The 18,674-nt window shown below is 61.6% G+C and carries 17 protein-coding genes; 7 read left to right on the top strand and 10 right to left on the bottom strand.

Going from position 1 to position 18,674, the window contains the following annotated elements:
- Nucleotides 1-132 precede the first annotated feature (132 nt).
- Entirely contained in the window at nt 133-1,473 is a 1,341-nt protein-coding gene (gene rmuC, locus BSP75_RS01105; protein ID WP_019445769.1) for a DNA recombination protein RmuC, read from the bottom strand.
- Nucleotides 1,470-1,685 carry a hypothetical protein gene (locus tag BSP75_RS01110; protein ID WP_075111933.1) on the bottom strand — a complete coding sequence of 72 codons (216 nt, stop codon included), beginning with the start codon at nt 1,683-1,685 and terminating at the stop codon, nt 1,470-1,472. The genes rmuC and BSP75_RS01110 overlap by 4 nt, the downstream gene beginning before the upstream one ends.
- A 140-nt stretch (nt 1,686-1,825) precedes the next feature.
- On the opposite strand from BSP75_RS01110, the gene BSP75_RS01115 reads away from it, so the two are divergent.
- Complete coding sequence (locus BSP75_RS01115) at nt 1,826-2,347, top strand: ferredoxin-type protein NapF (RefSeq protein WP_005339657.1); 522 nt, start codon at nt 1,826-1,828, stop codon at nt 2,345-2,347.
- Nucleotides 2,348-2,419: 72 nt separating this feature from the next.
- Here BSP75_RS01115 and BSP75_RS01120 read toward each other — a convergent pair whose 3' ends face one another.
- The 6 genes from BSP75_RS01120 to BSP75_RS01145 form a co-directional block, all read right to left on the bottom strand.
- Nucleotides 2,420-2,872: an Rrf2 family transcriptional regulator gene (locus BSP75_RS01120; protein ID WP_005339654.1), complete on the bottom strand. Its 453-nt coding sequence runs from the start codon at nt 2,870-2,872 to the stop codon at nt 2,420-2,422.
- Between the two features lie 345 nt (nt 2,873-3,217).
- Nucleotides 3,218-4,057, bottom strand: coding sequence for a PfkB family carbohydrate kinase (locus tag BSP75_RS01125; RefSeq protein ID WP_075111934.1), 840 nt, complete (start codon nt 4,055-4,057; stop codon nt 3,218-3,220).
- Between the two features lie 106 nt (nt 4,058-4,163).
- Nucleotides 4,164-5,135 carry a LysR substrate-binding domain-containing protein gene (locus BSP75_RS01130; protein WP_042062431.1) on the bottom strand — a complete coding sequence of 324 codons (972 nt, stop codon included), beginning with the start codon at nt 5,133-5,135 and terminating at the stop codon, nt 4,164-4,166.
- A gap of 183 nt (nt 5,136-5,318) precedes the next feature.
- Entirely contained in the window at nt 5,319-6,047 is a 729-nt protein-coding gene (locus BSP75_RS01135) for a hypothetical protein (protein WP_042062433.1), read from the bottom strand.
- Nucleotides 6,048-6,130: 83 nt separating this feature from the next.
- Nucleotides 6,131-7,627, bottom strand: coding sequence for a CoA-acylating methylmalonate-semialdehyde dehydrogenase (locus tag BSP75_RS01140; protein ID WP_075111935.1), 1,497 nt, complete (start codon nt 7,625-7,627; stop codon nt 6,131-6,133).
- 81 nt (nt 7,628-7,708) lie between these two features.
- Entirely contained in the window at nt 7,709-9,040 is a 1,332-nt protein-coding gene (locus BSP75_RS01145) for an aspartate aminotransferase family protein (protein WP_075111936.1), read from the bottom strand.
- A gap of 186 nt (nt 9,041-9,226) precedes the next feature.
- On the opposite strand from BSP75_RS01145, the gene BSP75_RS01150 reads away from it, so the two are divergent.
- The 6 genes from BSP75_RS01150 to BSP75_RS01170 all read left to right on the top strand — a co-directional run bounded on the left by BSP75_RS01150 (nt 9,227) and on the right by BSP75_RS01170 (nt 15,742).
- Entirely contained in the window at nt 9,227-9,769 is a 543-nt protein-coding gene (locus BSP75_RS01150; RefSeq protein ID WP_075111937.1) for a cupin domain-containing protein, read from the top strand.
- Nucleotides 9,770-9,893: 124 nt separating this feature from the next.
- Complete coding sequence (locus tag BSP75_RS01155; protein WP_075111938.1) at nt 9,894-11,390, top strand: aldehyde dehydrogenase; 1,497 nt, start codon at nt 9,894-9,896, stop codon at nt 11,388-11,390.
- 126 nt (nt 11,391-11,516) lie between these two features.
- The gene (locus tag BSP75_RS21395) at nt 11,517-11,687 is read left to right on the top strand and encodes a hypothetical protein (protein ID WP_005341999.1); all 171 of its coding nucleotides are present in this window, start codon (nt 11,517-11,519) and stop codon (nt 11,685-11,687) included.
- Between the two features lie 125 nt (nt 11,688-11,812).
- Complete coding sequence (rarD, locus tag BSP75_RS01160) at nt 11,813-12,709, top strand: EamA family transporter RarD (protein WP_042657341.1); 897 nt, start codon at nt 11,813-11,815, stop codon at nt 12,707-12,709.
- 180 nt (nt 12,710-12,889) lie between these two features.
- Nucleotides 12,890-14,509, top strand: a complete 1,620-nt coding sequence (locus tag BSP75_RS01165; protein ID WP_075111939.1) for a methyl-accepting chemotaxis protein — start codon at nt 12,890-12,892, stop codon at nt 14,507-14,509.
- A 123-nt stretch (nt 14,510-14,632) separates the two neighbouring features.
- The gene (locus BSP75_RS01170) at nt 14,633-15,742 is read left to right on the top strand and encodes a YeeE/YedE thiosulfate transporter family protein (protein WP_231554903.1); all 1,110 of its coding nucleotides are present in this window, start codon (nt 14,633-14,635) and stop codon (nt 15,740-15,742) included.
- 79 nt (nt 15,743-15,821) lie between these two features.
- Here the strand turns inward: BSP75_RS01170 and ompA are convergent, their stop codons facing one another.
- Both ompA and ilvA read right to left on the bottom strand, forming a co-directional pair.
- Complete coding sequence (gene ompA / locus BSP75_RS01175) at nt 15,822-16,916, bottom strand: porin OmpA (RefSeq protein WP_075111940.1); 1,095 nt, start codon at nt 16,914-16,916, stop codon at nt 15,822-15,824.
- A gap of 235 nt (nt 16,917-17,151) precedes the next feature.
- Nucleotides 17,152-18,672 carry a threonine ammonia-lyase, biosynthetic gene (gene ilvA / locus BSP75_RS01180; protein ID WP_058052051.1) on the bottom strand — a complete coding sequence of 507 codons (1,521 nt, stop codon included), beginning with the start codon at nt 18,670-18,672 and terminating at the stop codon, nt 17,152-17,154.
- Nucleotides 18,673-18,674: the final 2 nt, after the last annotated feature.

Raw genomic sequence — 18,674 nt, forward strand, 5'->3', positions numbered from 1 at the left:
ATAACAACGGCCCACTTCGGTGGGCCGTTTGCTTTGCAGACTTCTGATGATGGGTAAGCACTGGGCCAGCAGGCAGATAGCAGAAGGCCCAAACCATGTTTGGGCCTTTTGCTGATGGCGGTGCAGGGGAAACTACTCCCGCTCCTTGTCGCGCTCCAGCGCGCGCTCCACCAGCGGCTCGGGCAGACTCTTGGTCACCTCCACCCCCAGCTCGCGGAAACGCTCGACCTGCGCAATCAGGTTGCCACGGCCGTTGACCAGTCGCCCCATCGCCTTGTCGTAACTCTCCTGCGCCTTGTGCAGGCTGCCCCCCATCTGCTGCATCTCCTCGACAAACAGCCGCAGCTTTTCGTAGAGACGACCGGCCCGCTCGGCAATCTGGCGGGCATTCTGGTTCTGCCGCTCGTAGCGCCACAGGTTCTCGATGGTGCGCAGCGCCACCATCAGGTTGGTGGGGCTGACCAGCAGGATGTTGTTGTCGAGACCGTAACGCACCAGCGAGGGATCGGCTTCCATCGCGGTGAGGAAGGCGGGCTCCACCGCTACAAACATCAGCACATAGTCGAGAGTGCGCACCCCGGGCAACTGCTGGTAATCCTTGCGGCCCAGCTCGCGGATATGGTTGCGCACCGAGGCGACGTGCTCCTTGAGTGCCACCGCCTTCTCCAGCTCGTCATCGGCGTTGTACCAGCGCTCGTAGGCGGTCAGCGACACCTTGGCGTCGATGATGATGTCTTTCTCTTGTGGCAGATGGACGATCACATCGGGCTGGTAGCGCTTGCCCTTCTCCACCTCGATATTGACCTGGGTGTGGTACTCGTGACCCTCGCGCAGGCCGCATTCGCTGAGGATCCGCGCCAACACCACCTCACCCCAGTTGCCCTGCTGCTTGCTGTCACCCTTGAGGGCGCGGGTCAGTGCCGCCGCCTCTTCGGTCATGCGGGCATTGAGCTCGGCGAGGCGCTCCAGCTCGAACTTGAGGCTGTGGCGTTGGGCCGTCTCCTGGGCGTGAGTCTCACCCACCTGACGGCGAAAGCCCTCGAGCTGCTCTTTGAGCGGGGTGAGCAACAGATCGAGGCTGTTCTGGTTCAATTCGCGGAAGTTGCCGGAGTTTTGCTCGAAGATCCGGTTGGCAAGGTTCTCGAACTGCTGGCTGAGGCGCTGCTCCGCCTCCTGTTGCAGTTGCAGCTTCTCGGCGGCGGCCAACCGTTCGCTGCGCAGGGTCGCTTCCGCATCCTTGAGGCGGGCAGTGAGCTTGATGAGCAGGGTCTGCTGCTGATCCAGCTTCTGCTGGCCCTGCATCCGCTCATCCTGCAACTCGTCGAAGCGATCCTGCAGCGCCTGATAACGCTCCTGCGCCAGCATCAGCTCCTGAGCCTGCGCCGTGGCGGCTCGCCGCCCGATCAGCCAGCCCAGTCCGAGGGCCAGCACGGCGGCGGGCAGCAAGATTCCCCAGAGCCCGGGGTCGATCATTTGCGGCTCCGCTGACGCAGGAACAGTTCGAGATAGCGGTTAACCAGAATCCAGATCACCACGTAGATGAGGTAGGCGGCCAGCACCACCCACTTGTGGGTGTTGACGCCGGTATCGAGCTCGGTGAACTCGATATCCTTGATGCGGCAGTAGGCCCACATCAGCAGGGGAAAGACATAGAGCAGGGACGCACGCCAGAGAAATAGCCACATATGTTTTCATTCAACCACGTAAAAAGACCCGCCTAGCTTACACAAGGGCAACTGCGCTTGCGATCCTGACGGCCGCTATTCTCTGGCCTGCTTCCCTAAACTTCGATAAAATTAACCCCTAATAGGTATCAGGGGCGAGCATGACTCACTATTTCCTCCGTTGGCTGACACAAGGTTGGCAAGCTTCCCGCAAGCCCGCCGTGGTTTGCCATGAAGCGCGCCCGCCGTGGGCCATCGAGGAGTCCCAGTACCTCTCCCTCTGCACCCGCTGTGGCGAGTGCTTCAAGGCCTGCCCGCGCGGTCTGCTCAAACCGGCCACCCAGGAGGAGTACGAGGGGAGCCCCATCGCCGGTACGCCGGTGCTCGATCTTGCCTGCGGCCAGTGCAGCTACTGCGGCAGCTGCGCCAGAGCCTGTCCCACCGGCGCCCTCGATCTGCAACTGGGTCGACAGGTGCAGACCCGGGTCCAGATTGAAGAGAGCTGTCAGGCACGGCAGGGCTTCTACTGCCTGCTCTGTGAAGATGCCTGCCCCCAACAGGCGATCAAGGCCACCGCCGACGGCATCAACGTCAATATGGATGCCTGCAATGGCTGCGGTGCCTGCGGCCTCGCCTGCCTGCACGGCGCCATCACCCTGATCCGCCAGCCAGGCAGTCGTTAAAAACCATCTGCGTACAAAAGCAAAAGGGGCCATCAGGCCCCTTTCACATCTTGTTCGTTATCCCGCGCCCCGTCAGGCCATGGTCACAATCGTCTCTTGCTCGATACCCAGCAGGTGGCAGAGACGGTTGGGATCGCGCACCGCATCGGCCAGGGTGTACTCGCCCAGCACTTCGAGAAAGGCGTTCATGGCGCGACGCAGAATGCCCTGAATACGGCAGCCGCCGGAGAGACGGCAGTTCTCCCGCTTGCAATCGACCGGACAGAGCACATGCTCCATGTCCATCACCACATCCCGCAAATTGATGGAGACCGCCGAGCGACCGAGGCGGATGCCACCGTGCTTGCCGCGTACCGTCTCGATGTACCCCTTGATGCCAAGCTGGTGCACAATTTTGACCACGTGGTTGCGAGAGATGCCGAAGGTATCGGCCACTTCGGTAATGGTCGACAGACGATCCCCCGGCTGAACCGCCAGGAAGGTCAGGGTACGCAGGGCGTAGTCGGTAAATCGTGTCAGTTGCATGGTCGCACTTGCCTCTTACTACAAGCCAGGAATCAGGACGACAACGTTGAGCTAAGAGGCAGGAGACAACCGGTTTGCCTCTGTTTGCCCATTGGTGCGCCAGAGGGGGGCCTGTCTCTTAATCTGAGTTGCGGAGTGACAGGTTAAGAGCAGCACAACCGGGTGTCGATGAAGATGCACATAAATCGACACTTTCTTTGATTGATCGCAAACTTGCCGGGTTAGCCCGGCGTTTACCCGCTTTATGGCGGGTAAATCTCCCGAATAGTCCCCCTCACCAAGCCCCTTCGACCAGCCGCCATATGGCCCGCGAACCGCCCCTGAATCGACCGGCAGAGTGATGGTTCAGTGGGGCTGTTTCAGCCAGTTTTTCAGCGCAACCGAGGGGATGGAGCTCTCGGAGGCGACGGCAAACGCGCCCCAGTCCACCGCGCACTGTAACGCATCCTTGATGGCCATGCCGCACGCCAGACCGTGGATCAATCCACCAGCGAAAGCATCCCCCGCCCCCGTGGTATCGACCACCGAGACCGGCCGGGCGGCGACCCTAATCTGCTCCTCGCCATGGATGGCCACGGCGCCCGCCTTGCCTTCGGTCAACACCAGCCATTCGAGCTGCTCCCCCGCCAGCTGGCGGGCATGTTGCCAAGGGTCGCTCACCTCGCCGAGGTCGGAGCGGGAGGCCACCAGCACGTGGCAGGGGCGGCGCGCTTGGCCGCCCTTGGGATACTGGGCCACCACGAAACTCTTGCCGAGCATCTGGCGCATGTAGCTGATGATGGCGGTGCCGGGATAGTTCACGTAGAGGCAATCGATCCCCTCCAGCGGCAGATCGCCGGGCAGATCGGGACGCCGCGGGCGGCGCAGTATGGTGCGCTCACCGGTGGAGTCCACCAGAATAAGCAGCTCGCCGGTCTCGCCACCAAAGCGTTCCACATGGCTGCAATCCAGCCCGTAACCTGCCGCCTGCTCCAGCAGCCAGTCGCCGGTCTCATCCAGCCCGATGCGGGAAGCGATGGTCACCTCGTGGCCCGCCCATACCAGCCCGATGCCGGTGTTGGCTGCGCCGCCTCCCAGCCTGCGCCCCTGATCCACATATTGCAGCCGGGCCCCCGCCACCAGCGGTTCGGAGAGGGAAAGCACATGATCACAGTTGAGATTGGCAAGCAGCAGAATGCGGGACATAGAGACCTCGAACGATGGAGATAGCCCAAAAGAGACAGGCTGAACCCCGAGTAGAGCCCAGCCTGACAGAAGAGACAACCGGCAGCGATCGGGAATCCGATCGGGATCAATAGATGGGCAGCTCCACCCCGGCCAGCAGCTCGTCGATACGCGCCTGACTCGGCTGCTGCATCACGCTCTGGATCACCTCCTTGGTGAGGTGGGGCGAGAAGGAGCTGATGAAGTCATACATGTAGTTCTGCAGCAGGATGCTCTTGCTGAAACAGATCTGCGCCGGGCAGGGCTTGAACAGGTGCTCAAGATTGATGGAGACCAGCCCGGGGGCATCGGTATCGTTGGCCACCAGCGAGGAGATAATGCCGATGCCAAAGCCCAGCTCCACGTAGCGCTTGATCACCCCGGCATCCATCACCGTCATGTAGTAACTCGGAGTGAGACCAGCCGCTTGAAACACCTCGTCCTGCACCTGACGGCCAGTGGCGCCACTCTCGTAGCTGAGGATCGGGTAGTGGCAGAGCTGCTCCAGCGTCGGCTTCTTCACCTTGGCCAACGGGTGATCCTGCGGCACCACCAGCGAGAGGGTCCAGAGGTAGGCGGGCAGCGCAATCAGCTCCTTGTCGAAGCCAATTTCGTGGGCAACGATGGAGAAATCGGAGTAACCCTTGCTGATCTGCTCCTTGCTCGCCGACATCACCGGATGGAGGTGGAACGAGATCTTGGGGTACTTCTTGGTGAAGTAGGTGACCGACTTGGGCAGCAGGTAGCGGGCGATGGTATGAGTGGTGTGAATATTGAGGGTGCCCACGGTCGGGTCCAGATACTCGCGGGAGATCGCCTTGATCTTGCTCTCGATATTGAGCATTGCCTCGGCACACTTGATGATCTCTTCCCCCACCGGCGTGATGCGGTGCAGGTGCTTGCCACGGCGCTCGAAGATCCGCACCCCCAGCTCGCTCTCCAGCAGGCCAATCTGTTTGCTGACCCCCGGCTGACTGGTGAAAAGCGCATCGGAAGCCACGGACACATTGAGGTTGTGGTCTCGGATCGCGATCAAATACTTCAATTGCTGTAGTTTCAAGGCGTCACACTCTCACACTGGTTTGGCTCAGACAGGTTTGGCTCAGGCCGGGACGGCAATCAAGCCAGACAAACAGGCCGCCACATGGGCGGCCAGTGTACCATCCGATCCCGACATCTCAGCGCTTGATCCTTCATTTTGCTACAAAATCTAGCATCCGAAGGGGGGGCTGACAAACCGGGCTCAGGCCGCGCCAGCCCGCAGCGGCAGGATCCCCAGAAACTGCAGCAACCACTGCATCATGGTCGCCGAATCCACCTCCCCCTCCAGCGAGGAGAGGCTGCTCTGGTAGCGCTCGTCGGGCAACAGGCCACGGCGCCGCTCGATCAGCGCCCGGTTGTACTCCACCGAGAACTCCGGATGCCCCTGAATGGCGACGATGTGATCCCCCTGCAAAAACATGAAGTTGGGGCAAAAATCATTGCCCGCCAGCCGGGTCGCCCCCGGTGGCAGCAAGGCCACCTGATCCTGATGGCTGGCCAGAATGCGGATCTGATCCCGCGCCGGCGCCATCCAGGGCGCATCCGCCAGCATAGGGTGAACCGCCACCCCCAGCCCCCACCCCTTGGTGGACTTCACCACCTCTCCACCAAGTGCCTGGGCGATCACCTGATGACCGAAGCAGACACCGGCCAGCTTGACGTCGGCATCGTGCGCCTGGCGGATCCACGCCCGCAACGCCTGAATCCAGGGGATATCGCTGTAAGCATCGTGGCGCGAGCCGGTGATAAGCCAGGCATCGCACTCGTGCAGATCATCCGGCAACTCCCCATCAAGAGCCGACCAGACCCGAAATTCCAGTTCGGGGGCCAGGGCCGCGAAGCCCCTGATAAACATCTCGGAGTAAACGGGGCCAAAACGATCCGCCAGATCGGGATCGAGCCGGTCACAATCGAGAATTCCCAATCGCATCTGTTGTTCCTTTACAGAGTTCGCCCCCGCCAATCAACGACCGGCAGGGGCAAGAGGTTAGGCCATGAACACGCGCCAGCGCGTCACTTCATGGTCGGCATGGAGAACTCGGCACCACTGCGCAGGCTCTGGGGCCAGCGCGCCGTGACCGTCTTCATCCGGGTATAGAAGCGAACCCCGTCCGGCCCGTGCATATTGAGCGGCCCGAAGATGGAGCGCTTCCAGCCGCCAAAGCTGTGAAACGCCATCGGCACCGGAATGGGAACGTTCACCCCTACCATACCGACCTGCACCCGCGCCGTGAAGTCCCGTGCGGTGTCGCCGTCACAGGTAAAGATGGCGGTGCCGTTGCCGTACTCGTGTTCGTTGATGAGCCGCAGCGCCGTCTCGTAGTCGGGCGCCCGCACGATGGAGAGCACAGGGCCGAAGATCTCCTCGCGGTAGATGCGCATCTCGGGCGTCACCTCGTCAAACAGGCAACCACCGATAAAGTACCCCTCCTCGTGACTCAGCGTACGACCATCGACCCGCAACGCGGCCCCTTCGGCCACCCCCTGATCCACGTAACCGCGCACCTTGGCAAGATGCTCCCGGCTGATCAGCGGCCCCATCTCGTTCTCCGGGCTCTGGCTCAACCCCGGGCCCACCCGCAGTTTTTCCACCAGCGGTGTCAGCTTGGCCACCAGTGCATCGGCGGTCTCGTCACCCACCACCACCGCCACCGAAATGGCCATGCAACGCTCGCCCGCCGCCCCATAAGCGGCCCCCATCAGGGCAGATACCGCCTGATCGAGATCCGCATCCGGCATCACCACCATGTGGTTCTTGGCGCCGCCCAGCGCCTGCACCCGCTTGCCATGGGCAGAGGCGGTGGCATAGATGTACTGGGCGATGGGGGTGGAACCGACAAACGACACGGCACCGACTCGCGGATCGGTCAGCAGCACGTCCACCACCTCCTTGTCACCGTTCACCACGTTGAGCACGCCATCCGGCAGACCGGCCTCCTTGAGCAGCTCGGCCATCCGCAGCGAGAGAGAGGGGTCCTTCTCGGAGGGTTTGAGGATAAAGGTATTGCCGCAGGCGATGGCGACCGGGAACATCCAGAGCGGCACCATGGCCGGGAAGTTGAACGGGGTGATACCGGCGCAGACCCCCACCGGCTGCATCATGGAGTAGCTGTCTACCCCGCGGCCGACGTTGAGGGAGTGCTCCCCCTTGAGCAGATGGGGAATGCCGCAGGCAAACTCCACCACCTCCAGCCCGCGGGTCAACTCACCCAGCGCATCGGAGAAGACCTTGCCGTGTTCGCGACTGATCAGCTGGGCCAGCTCGTCCCTGTGCTCCTCCATCAACTCCTTGAAGCGGAAAAAGACCCGGGCCCGCACCAGCGGCGGGGTTTGTGACCAGTCGGCAAAGGCGCGCTCGGCAATGGCGATCGCCTCCTGACACTCGGCGGCGCTGGAAAGCCCGACGCTCCCCTGCTGCTTGCCGCAGGCGGGATTGAAGATGGCCCCCTGCCGCTCGCTGCGACTCTCCTGCAGCTGGCCGTTGATGAAGTTGCTGACCCTGTATGTCATGTATCCTCCGTGATCACTGATGTGGTAATTGCGCTGAGTAAGACAACGCAAGGCCCCGCCAGTGCGGGGCCATCCAATGGGTTAGGGTTGTGCCTGCAGGGCATCCTGCAGCAGGGTGAAGAGATCGTCGATCTGGCTGCGCTCGATGATGAGGGGTGGCGACAGGGCGATGATGTCGCCGGTCACCCGGATCAGCACCCCCTTCTCGAAGCAGCGAACAAACACTTCATAAGCGCGCTTGCCCGGCGCATCCGGCATGGATTCCAGTTCGATACCCGCCACCAGTCCGTAGTTGCGCACATCCTTCACATGCTTGCAGCCCTTCAGCGAATGGGCCGCCTCCTCCCAGTAGCCCGCCAGATCGGCGGCGCGGCTGAGCAGGTTCTCGTTGCGATAGATCTCGAGGGTCGCGAGCCCGGCGGCTGCAGCCACCGGATGGCCGGAGTAGGTGTAGCCGTGGAACAGCTCGATGGCCCCCTTGCCTGCCGCCATCATGTCGTCATAGATGTGCTTCTGCACCAGCACAGCCCCCATGGGGATGGCGCCGTTGGTGAGCCCCTTGGCGCAGGTGATCATGTCGGGGATGACATCGAACTCCTGTGCGGCAAAGGGGGAGCCGAGGCGACCGAAACCGGTGATCACCTCGTCAAAAATCAGCAGGATGCCGTGTTTGGTACAGATCTCCCGCAACCGCTTGAGGTAGCCTTTAGGGGGCATCAGCACGCCGGTGCTGCCAGCGATGGGCTCGACGATCACCGCCGCGATATTGCTGGCATCGTGCAGGAAGACGATCTTCTCCAGCTCGTCGGCCAGCGCCACATCCTCCTCGGGCAGCCCCTTGGTGAAGGCATTCTTGGCGATGTTGAGGGTATGGGGCAGATGATCAACGCCAGTCAGCAGGGAACCAAACCACTTGCGGTTGCCGGGAATGCCCCCCACCGAGATACCGCCAAAGCCGACCCCATGATAGCCACGCTCGCGGCCAATCAGTCGGGTACGGGTGCCCTGACCGCGAGCCCGTTGCCAGGCCAACGCGATTTTCAGCGCGGTATCGACCGACTCTGAGCCGGAGTTGGTATAGAAGACGTGGCCAAACCCCTTGGGGGCAATCTCCACCAGCTTGTTGGCCAGCTCGAACGGCAGGGGGTGGCCCATCTGGAATGTAGGGGCGAAATCGAGGTGGGAAATCTGCTGGGAGACCGCCTCGGCAATCTCGCGCCGACCATGGCCCGCGTTGCAACACCAGAGTCCGGCTGTGCCATCCAGTATCTTGCGGCCATCCTCTGAGTGATAATACATCCCCTCTGCCGACTTCAGGATCCGTGGCGCCGCCTTGAACTGCTGGTTGGCGGTGAACGGCATCCAGAACGCAGACATGTCGGAGGGCGTATTGATGTCGCTGATCGGTTTCATGGTCACCTCATCCTTAAGGTGTTTAGCAACTGTCGGCTAATGCCTATTAAATTAAACACCTGAATCCATAAAAAAGGGCTCGATATTGCCCTGTCTGGTGCCACCCCTAGCTAGATGCATCAGCAGGGTGGTATAAGATATTTAACACAATTTTAATAATAGTAAACAGTCAAGGAGTGTCTATAGATGGATATCGGTCACCGCCTCAAGGCGGTTCGCACCAAGGCAGCCCTCTCCCAGCGCGAGCTGGCCAAGCGCTCCGGTGTGACCAACGGATTTATCTCCCAGATCGAGAAAAATCAGGTGAGCCCCTCTGTCGCCTCCCTGCGCAAGGTGCTGGAAGGCATCCCCATGTCGCTGGCCAGCTTCTTCACCGAAGAGACCGAAATGGGCACCGAAGTGATCTTCCGCGCCGCGGATATGCCGGATCTCGGCACTCATCCCATCAGCTATCGGCTGGTCGGGCACAGCCGTGCCAACCGCGCCATCGGCATGTTGCAGGAGGTGCTGCCACCGGGCGCCGACACCGGTGACGACATGCTGAGCCACGAGGGTGAAGAATGCGGTATCGTCATCAAGGGCGAAGTTGAAGTGACCGTGGGCGAGCAGCTCTACCTGCTGGGCGCCGGGGATGGCTACTACTTTGACAGCCGCACCCCCCACCGTTTTCGCAATAGCGGCGAGCAGGAGTGCGTGCTGATTTCGGCCAACACCCCCGCCAGTTTCTGACATTCAGACGCGCGTCGGCCAGGGGCCAATGTTTAATGAATTGTTACAAGATGGATTTACAAGCGGCAGGATGTTTAGCATATTGATACGCGGAAACTGACTTTTGCCGGTTCAAGGAGTGAACATGAGTGACCTGACCCTGGCCCAGTGGCAACACAAGGCCTCCCATCTGACCCTGCCCTCGCAAGCCTTTATCAACGGCAGTTATCGGGATGCCGTCAATGGCGCCACCTTCGATTGCATCAACCCGGCCAACGGCAAGCTGCTGACCAAGGTGGCGGCCTGCGATGCCGCCGATGCCGAACTGGCGGTGCAGGCCGCCCGTGCCGCTTTCGAGGACAAACGCTGGTGCGGGCTGGCCCCGAAACAGCGCAAGCAGATCATGCAGCGTTTCGCCGAGCTGATGCGCCTGAACAAGGTAGAGCTGGCGCTGCTGGAGTCGCTGGATATGGGCAAACCCATCGGCGATGCCATGGGCTATGATGCCCCCGCCGCCGCCAACTGCATCGCCTGGAACGCCGAAGCGATCGACAAGATTTACGATCAGGTCGCCCCGGTGGAGGAGTCCGCTCTGGCGCTGGTGACCCGCGAAGCGCTCGGGGTGGTTGCCGCCATCGTGCCCTGGAACTTCCCGCTGGTGATGGCCTGCTGGAAGCTGGGCCCGGCGCTCGCTACCGGCAACTCGGTCATTCTCAAGCCTTCCGAAAAATCCCCGCTGACCGCCCTGCGCATCGCGGGTCTGGCCAAGGAGGCGGGCATTCCGGACGGTGTGTTCAACGTGCTGCCGGGCTTTGGCCACACCGTGGGCGAGGCGCTGGCCATGCATATGGATGTGGACTGCATCACCTTCACCGGCTCAACCAAGATCGGCAAGCATCTGGTGCAGTGCTCCGGCAAGTCCAACCTCAAGCGCGCCTTTATGGAGTGCGGCGGCAAGAGCCCCAACATCATACTGGCGGATGCGCCGGATCTGGACGCCGCGGCCAAGAGCGCCGCTGGCGCCATCTTCTACAACCAGGGCGAGGTGTGCACCGCCGCCTCTCGCCTGCTGGTGCAAAACAGCATCAAACCGCAATTTATGGAGCGGCTGCTGGCCCATGCCCGCGAGTGGATCTCGGCCAACCCGCTCGACCCTGCCACCCGCATCGGCGCCATGGTGGATCACATCCAGATGGAGCAGGTGCTGCGCTATATCGAGATTGGCAAGCAGGAGGGAGCCAAGCTGCTGCTAGGGGGCAACCGCACCAATATGGAGAGTGGCGGCTTCTATATCGAGCCCACCATCTTTGACGACGTGACCCCCGAGATGCGCATCTTCCGCGAAGAGATCTTCGGCCCTGTGCTGGCGGTGACCGGCTTCGATACGCTGGAAGAGGCCATTGCCCTTGGCAACGACAGCGACTACGGGCTGGCGGCGGCAATCTGGACGGCGGATCTCAACAAGGCGGTGAAGGGTTCCCGCGCCCTGCGCGCCGGTACCGTGTTCGTCAACAACTGGGATGGTGGCGACATGACCATGCCGTTTGGCGGATTCAAGCAGTCCGGCAATGGCCGCGACAAGTCACTGCACGCGCTGGAGAAGTACACCGAGCTGAAAAGCACCTGGATCCAGCTGGAGTAACGCCATAAAGCAGCACTACCGGATCAAAAAGGGGGAGAAATCCCCCTTTTGCATTTTTGGCCTTCCATCACCGGCCCCAATCCTTATAATGACAAAAAAGCCAACATGTTAAATATAAAGACAAAAATGCTATTTTTTCTGGGAAGCGTACTTTTTCTGGTGATCGGTTTGCCCCTGCTGTTCTTCGTGCTGGGGCACGGCGAGGCCTACGTGACCTGGGGCCCCTGGATCTCCGCCATCGCCCTGATGTTGTGGCTGTTGATGGATGTCGACAAGATCCGCCGCGGTAAAGGCTGACCGGCCAGCCACTCGCTTCCTTCCCCTCAAACTTCGTTTATTCGCTTCTTTCCCCGCAAAAGGATCGCTACACTGATTTTTTGCGATGTTTTCCCGCATCCAACGCTTCAGTAAAGGTCATCCGCATGCCGCAACAGATCCAGCGTCAGGGCGTCATCTACGCCCTGTGCGCCTATACCCTTTGGGGCATAGCCCCCATCTATTTCAAGACCATCTCTGCCGTCCCGGCCGCCGAAATCCTGACCCACCGGATGATCTGGTCCTGCGTGCTGCTGATGGTGCTGACACTGGCAGGCCGTCAGTGGCACAAGGTGCAAGCGGTGCTGCGCCAGCCAAAAGTGCTGCTGACCCTGGCGTTTACCTCGGTCACCGTCGGCGGCAACTGGCTGCTGTTCATCTGGGCCATCAACAACGGTCACATGCTGGATGCCAGCCTCGGCTACTACATCAACCCGCTGTTCAACGTGCTGCTGGGGATGGTGTTTCTGAGCGAGAAGCTGCGCCGCCTGCAGTGGTGGGCAGTGGCGCTGGCCTTTGCCGGGGTGGCGATCCAGCTCATCGCCTTTGGCTCCTTGCCCTGGATTGCGCTGGTGCTGGCGTCGAGTTTCGCCATCTATGGTCTGGTGCGCAAAAAACTGGCCCTCGATGCCCTCACCGGTCTGCTGATCGAAACCATGATCATGCTGCCGCCAGCGGCCATCTATCTGTGGGGCTTTGCCGACAGTCCGACCAGCCATCTCACCCAGAACGACTGGCACCTCAACCTGCTGCTGATCGCTGCAGGCGCCGTCACCACAGCCCCCCTGCTCTGCTTCACCGCCGCCGCGACCCGGCTCAAGCTCTCCACCCTGGGCTTCTTCCAGTACATTGGCCCCAGCATGATGTTCATCCTCGCCGTCACCCTCTATGGCGAGGAGCTGGCGATGGACAAGCTGCTCACCTTCGCCTGCATCTGGAGCGCGCTGGTGCTGTTCAGCCTCGATGGCTTGCGCAGCGGCAGAGCCGCGCCAAGCCGGACCTGACACCTCCCCGCCCCCCTCGACCCCGGCTCATCAGCCGGGGTTCTTTTTTATGCCACCCACCCCTTCCTGACAGCGACCACCCATGCCTCAGAGCCGACGCGCCATCAACTGGTCACAACCGAGTCGCATCATCCCGCCAGAGAGCTATGCTATCCATGAACGGAGCCGAATGGAGGCAGCATGCTCAAGCACATTCACGACAGATCCCTGCTTTTTAGCCAAATTCTGGGGGTCATAGTTATTATCACGCTGATCTCCATCAGCTTTTTCGGACTTTACTCGGTCAGGAGCGCAGCCGACCAGATGGGACAGGGAAAGGACGTGGTGGCCGATATTCTGCCGCCGCCCCTCTACCTCATCGAATCCCAGTTGCAGGTCTACACCCTGCTCCATGCCAAACCGGAGGAGCGGGAGGCCCTGCTGCAAACCCTCGCTCGGCTGCAACAAGAGTTCGAGAGCCGCAACCGCTTCTGGCAAGAGAGCAATCTAAACGAGCCCCTCAGGGAGCGGCTACTGGGGGAGCAAAAAGTACAGGGAGAGCTGTTCTGGCAACTGCTCAACGCCAAGTTTGTCCCCGCGATCAAGGCGGGCGATTTGACACAGGCGGGTGCGATTGCCGCGCGTCTGCACACCCTCTATAACGCCCATCGGCTCGGGGTGGACGCCACCGTCATCAGCGGCAACCAGTATGCCGCCGAACAGATGGCCCATCTCGCCAACACCACCCGACTCTGTTACGGCCTGTTGTTGTGCGCCGCACTGCTGGGGGCCGGGCTCATCTTCTGGCTGGGACGCCCCACCCAGCAGCGACTGCTGGCCGCCGGTAAGGCCACCGCCGCCATCGCCGAAGGGGAGTTGAATCGCCCCATGCCGGAGCCGGGCCTCGACGCCATTGGCGAGCTGATCCGCCAGATTGGGGCCATGCGTGACCAGCTTGCCACCCTGGTGGAGTCGCTGCAGCGCAGCGCCAGTACGCTGGATGAGCGCGCCACCAACCTGACGTCGATGGCGCAACGGCACGCCGATGACAGTCAGGCGCAGGTCGGGGCGGCCCACCATATCGAGCAGGCCATCGAACAGCTCACCCACTCCATCGAGCAGGCGGGTAGCCAGCTGCATCAGGTTGGGGAGCAAACCCTGCAGTCCGCCACCCGCGCACAAGAAGCCACTCACGCTATTCACACCGTTGAACAGGTGATCGAGGAGCAAGCAGCGGGGGTGAAGCGGGTCTCGCGCACCATTTCGGATCTGGCCGGTCTTTCGCAGCAGATTGCCGGGCTGGCGGGCGCTATCCATGGCATTGCGGAACAGACCAATCTGCTGGCACTGAATGCCGCCATCGAAGCCGCCCGAGCGGGCGAACAGGGGCGCGGTTTTGCCGTGGTGGCCGATGAAGTGCGCTCGCTGGCGACCCGCACCGGCAGTGCCACCACCGAGATCAACACCATCATCGGCAAGATCCAGGATGTCAGCCTGCGTGCCGCCAGCGAGATGGATACCGAGCTGACCCGGGTCGAACAGGCGGTCGCCCACGCGATGACAGCAGGCCAGAGCGTCGCCCGGATAGCGCAGAGCTGCGAGGAGATCAACCAGCGCATCGCTCAGGTCGATCAGCTGATGACCGATGAAACCCGGCTGGTACAGGGGATCCACCATCAGGTCGGCGAGATGTCGCGGCTGGCGGCCGAGGTCAACCAGAGCGCCAGTCACGCCGCCGAAGAGGCGACCATGGTCGCCCAGCACGCCCGCATCCTGACCAGGCAGACTCGTCACTTCCATCTCGACACCCCCCGCCACTGATCTGGGGCGCTGACGGGCGTCAGCGCCGCCATTTTCCTCTGCGTTGGCAAAATGGGTAGCATTGGACTCCATGAGGGAATAGGATCCGCCCCTCTAAAAAACCAACTGCAAGGATCAACTGACATGACTCGAAAATGGTCGCTCCCCATCGTGGCACTCGCGGGGGGAGCGTTACTCTGGCTTGGCAACACCTTTGGTATGAAATGGGCTCTGATGGCCCTGATCGGATTCGGCTTCGGCTTCACCCTCTCCTTCAGCCGCTTCGGTATCGTCTTTGGTTGGCGCGAAATGCTGACCAAGCGCAACAGCTACTATGTGCGGGTTCACCTGCTCACCATCGCCATCGAAATTCTGCTGTTCACCTGCTTCCTCTCCTTTAGCCACGCCCTGTTTGGCGATGCCATGGTGGGCAACGTGATGGCTATCGGCATTCCCTTTATTGTCGGCGCCTTCCTGTTCGGCATCGGCATGCAGCTGGCAGGCGTCTGCGCCACCGGCACACTCTACTGCTGTGGCGAGGGGCAACCCCGCTTCTGGCTGGTGCTGATCTGCTACGGCATTGGCACCCTCATCAGCAACCAGTTCCGCCCCGAGCTGACCGCTACCTTCTCAAGCCAGGTGGTGCTGGCCAAGGATCTGACCGGCAACATCTGGAGCGGCATGCTGCTCAACCTGGCGCTGGTTGCCGTACTGTTCATGCTGTTTCGCAATAGCGAACTCAAGCGCACCGGCGAGCTCAAGCCCCTCTTCAGCGGTGGCAACCTGTTCTGGCGCGATGGCCGCTTCACCGTGCTGACCGGCGGCATCATCATCGCCCTGCTCAACTCTGCCGTGGTCGCACTGCACGGCTCGGCCTGGACCATCACCGGCGCCGTCTATGACATGGCGCTGCGCGGCGCCTCCCTGTTCGGCCTGTTCGAGGGGAACCCGAAACTGGCCCAGCCGCTCTTTATCAACCCCATGGTCGGCATGTTCTGGCTCGGCATTCTGGGAGCCATGCTGGCGCGCTGCCTGAGCGGTGGCGGTAACTTCGCCCCGATGCGGATCGGCAACAGTCTGGCATCCATCATTGGCGGCCTGCTGATGGGGATGGGGGCCATGTACGCCGCCTGCAACCTCGGCGGCTTCTTCGATGGCACGGCGTCCGGCAGCCTGCACGGCTGGGTCTGGATGCTGATGGCCTTGGCTGGCAGCCTGATCGGCATTCGCCTGCGCCCGCTATTCGGGCTCTGACGCCCAGCATCGCAATGCACGCCATAGAAAACGGGAGGCCTGGCCTCCCGTTTTTCGTTTATCGATCCCGTTGCTCGGCTTATTGAGCGGGCTGGGATACCCCTTCCAGATTGATCTCCACCCGGCGATCCGGTGCCAGACAAGCGATCAGTTCCTGTTTGGAACGGCTGGCACAGCTGTTGCCAGTGACCGGGTTGGCTTTGCCACGCCCCTCGACCCGCACCTTGTCGGCATACAAGCCTTTGGAAACCAGATAGCTGGCCACGCTCTGGGCGCGCTTCTCGGAGAGGGCCAGGTTGTAGTTGTCGGAGCCGATGCGGTCGGTATAGCCCACCACAGTCGCGACGCCATCCTTCGGATTGGCCGCCACAATCTGGCTGAACAGGGCATCGAGCGCCTGATTGGCCGCCGGTTTCAGGGTCGCCTTGTTGAACTCGAACAGCACATCGGAACTCAGGCTGAAGGTCTTGGGCGCCACCACGACCGCAGGGGCCGGTTCGGCAGCCGGAGCAGGCGCCGGTGCGGCAACCTCGCCCCCTTGCTGGCCGAAGCGATAGAGCATGCCGAACGAGATCAGACCGTTATCCAGCTCGATGCCGGAGCGATCGAGCGAGGTATCGCCCAGCGGCGTGGTGTACTGGTACTCCAGACGGGCAGCCCAGTCACGATCGATGGTGTATTCGGCACCCAGCGCCCCGACGAAGGCGGCACCATGCTTCTTGCCAGTCTCACTGACATTGGCGAAGCTGATTTCATTTTCAGTCCAGGCATAAGCACCACCCAGTCGACCATAAAGATCGAGCACATTGGTGGCCGGGAAGCTGATCTTCATGGTGGCCTGAATCATCTGGCCTTTGGCTTCGGTATTGAGGGTATTGCTACCAGTCCCCGCCTTGCCTTCATATTTACCGAGCCAGTCATAACCCAGCTCGAAGCCCAGATTGGGGTTGAGCTGGTAACCGGCGAACAGGCCCAGTCCCAGATCATCCGTGTTCTCGCTGGTATTGCCCAGGGATTGGGAAATCGCCTCGGCATACTCGTTGTGATCAACACCGTAATAGTTCGACCAACCAGCCTTGCCACCGACATACCAGGTATTGTCCTGAGCGGCGGCCTGCACGGCCCCGGCCGCCAGCAAACCACTGACCAATACCGCAAGCATGGATTTATTCATATGTTCGCCTCTGCAATAAGTCGTTATGGGCGCCTGAGTGCGCACTATCCCTGTGTGAAGCCGTCAGGCGGCCTCTCCGTCAATCAGGGTATCCCATCCGAACGCAGCCTCAAATGACCAAGCCACCAGGAGTGTGAGCTTGGCTACATTCTCCGCTGCAAAAACCATCGGTCATGGGGCCACTATCTTGAAAAGAGGAGGGAGGCCTTGGCCCCCCTCATCCGTCATTGACCCGTCAACTGGCCAGGAACAACCGGTAGGCGGGGTCGTCGCTCACCTCTTTCCAGCCGTAGCCAATTTCGTGCAGGTAGTCGTGGAAAGCGGCCACGTCCTCGTCCGGCAGCTCGAAGGCGCAGAGCACCCGGCCGTAGTCGGCACCGTGGTTGCGGTAGTGGAACAGGCTGATATTCCAGCGACAGCCGAGGGTCTCGAGGAAGCGCATCAAAGCGCCCGGCTGCTCCGGAAACTTGAAGCTGTAGAGCCGTTCACCGAGGGGCCGGGCCGGACGGCCGCCAATCATGTAACGCACGTGATTCTTGGCCAGCTCGCTCTCGGTCATGTTGACCACCGGATAGCCGTTGCCACCGAGCTGATCGATGATCTGGCCGAGCTCCTCGTCACCGCCGGTGAGACGCACCGAGACGAACAGCGACGCCTGCTCCGCATCGGCGTAGCGGTAGTTGAACTCGGTCACCATGCGGGGGCCGAGCTGACGGCAGAAGTCGAGGAAAGCGCCCTTGCGTTCGGGAATGGTCACCGCCAGCATGCCCTCGCGCTTCTCGCCGATCTCGCAGCGTTCAGACACGTAGCGCAAGCTGTGGAAGTTGACGTTGGCGCCGGACAGAATGGCCGCCATCCGCGCCCCCTTGACCTGCTCCCGCTCGCTGTAGGCCTTGAGGCCCGCCAGCGACAGGGCGCCCGACGGCTCGGCGATGGCGCGGCAATCGTCGAAAATGTCTTTCAGTGCGGCGCAGATCTGATCGTTGGAAACGGTTACCACCTCGTCTAGATACTGGTTGCAGAGGCGGAAGGTCTCCTCGCCGATGCGTCTGACCGCCACCCCGTCGGCAAACAGCGAGACGCGCTCCAGATTGACCGGCTCGCCCGCTGCCATGGCCGCCTTGAGGCAGGCTGAGCCTTCCGCTTCCACCCCGATCACCTTCACATCCGGCAGCAGCTGCTTGATGTAGACCGCCACCCCGGCGGCCAGACCGCCGCCACCCACCGGCACGAAGACGTGGGTGAGGTGAATGTCCTGATCCAGCAGCTCCTTGCCGATGGTGCCCTGCCCCGCGATCACCTCGACGTCGTCAAACGGCGGGATCAGGGTGTAGCCCTCCAGCTCGGCGAGGCGGCGACTCTCGGCATAGGCCTCATCGAAGCTGTTGCCAAACAGCATGACGTTACCGCCCTGACGACGCACCGCGTCGATCTTGATGTCCGGCGTGGTCTTGGGCATCACTATGATCGCCTTGATACCCAGCTTGGCGGCAGACAGGGCGACCCCTTGTGCGTGGTTGCCCGCAGAGGCGGCGATGACGCCGTGATCCTTCTGCTCCTGGGTCAGGGTGGCGATCTTGTGGTAGGCACCGCGCAGCTTGAAGGAGTGAACCGGTTGCAGATCCTCCCGCTTCAGACTGACATGGTTGCCGAGCCGCTCGGAGAGTTTCTTCAGGGTTTGCAACGGGGTCACCCGCGCCGCCTCATAGACGGGAGAAAGCAGCACCTTGCGTAGATAATCAGCCGCAGAGACCATGA

Source organism: Aeromonas sp. YN13HZO-058, from assembly GCF_001921245.1.
GTDB lineage: Bacteria > Pseudomonadota > Gammaproteobacteria > Enterobacterales > Aeromonadaceae > Aeromonas > Aeromonas allosaccharophila.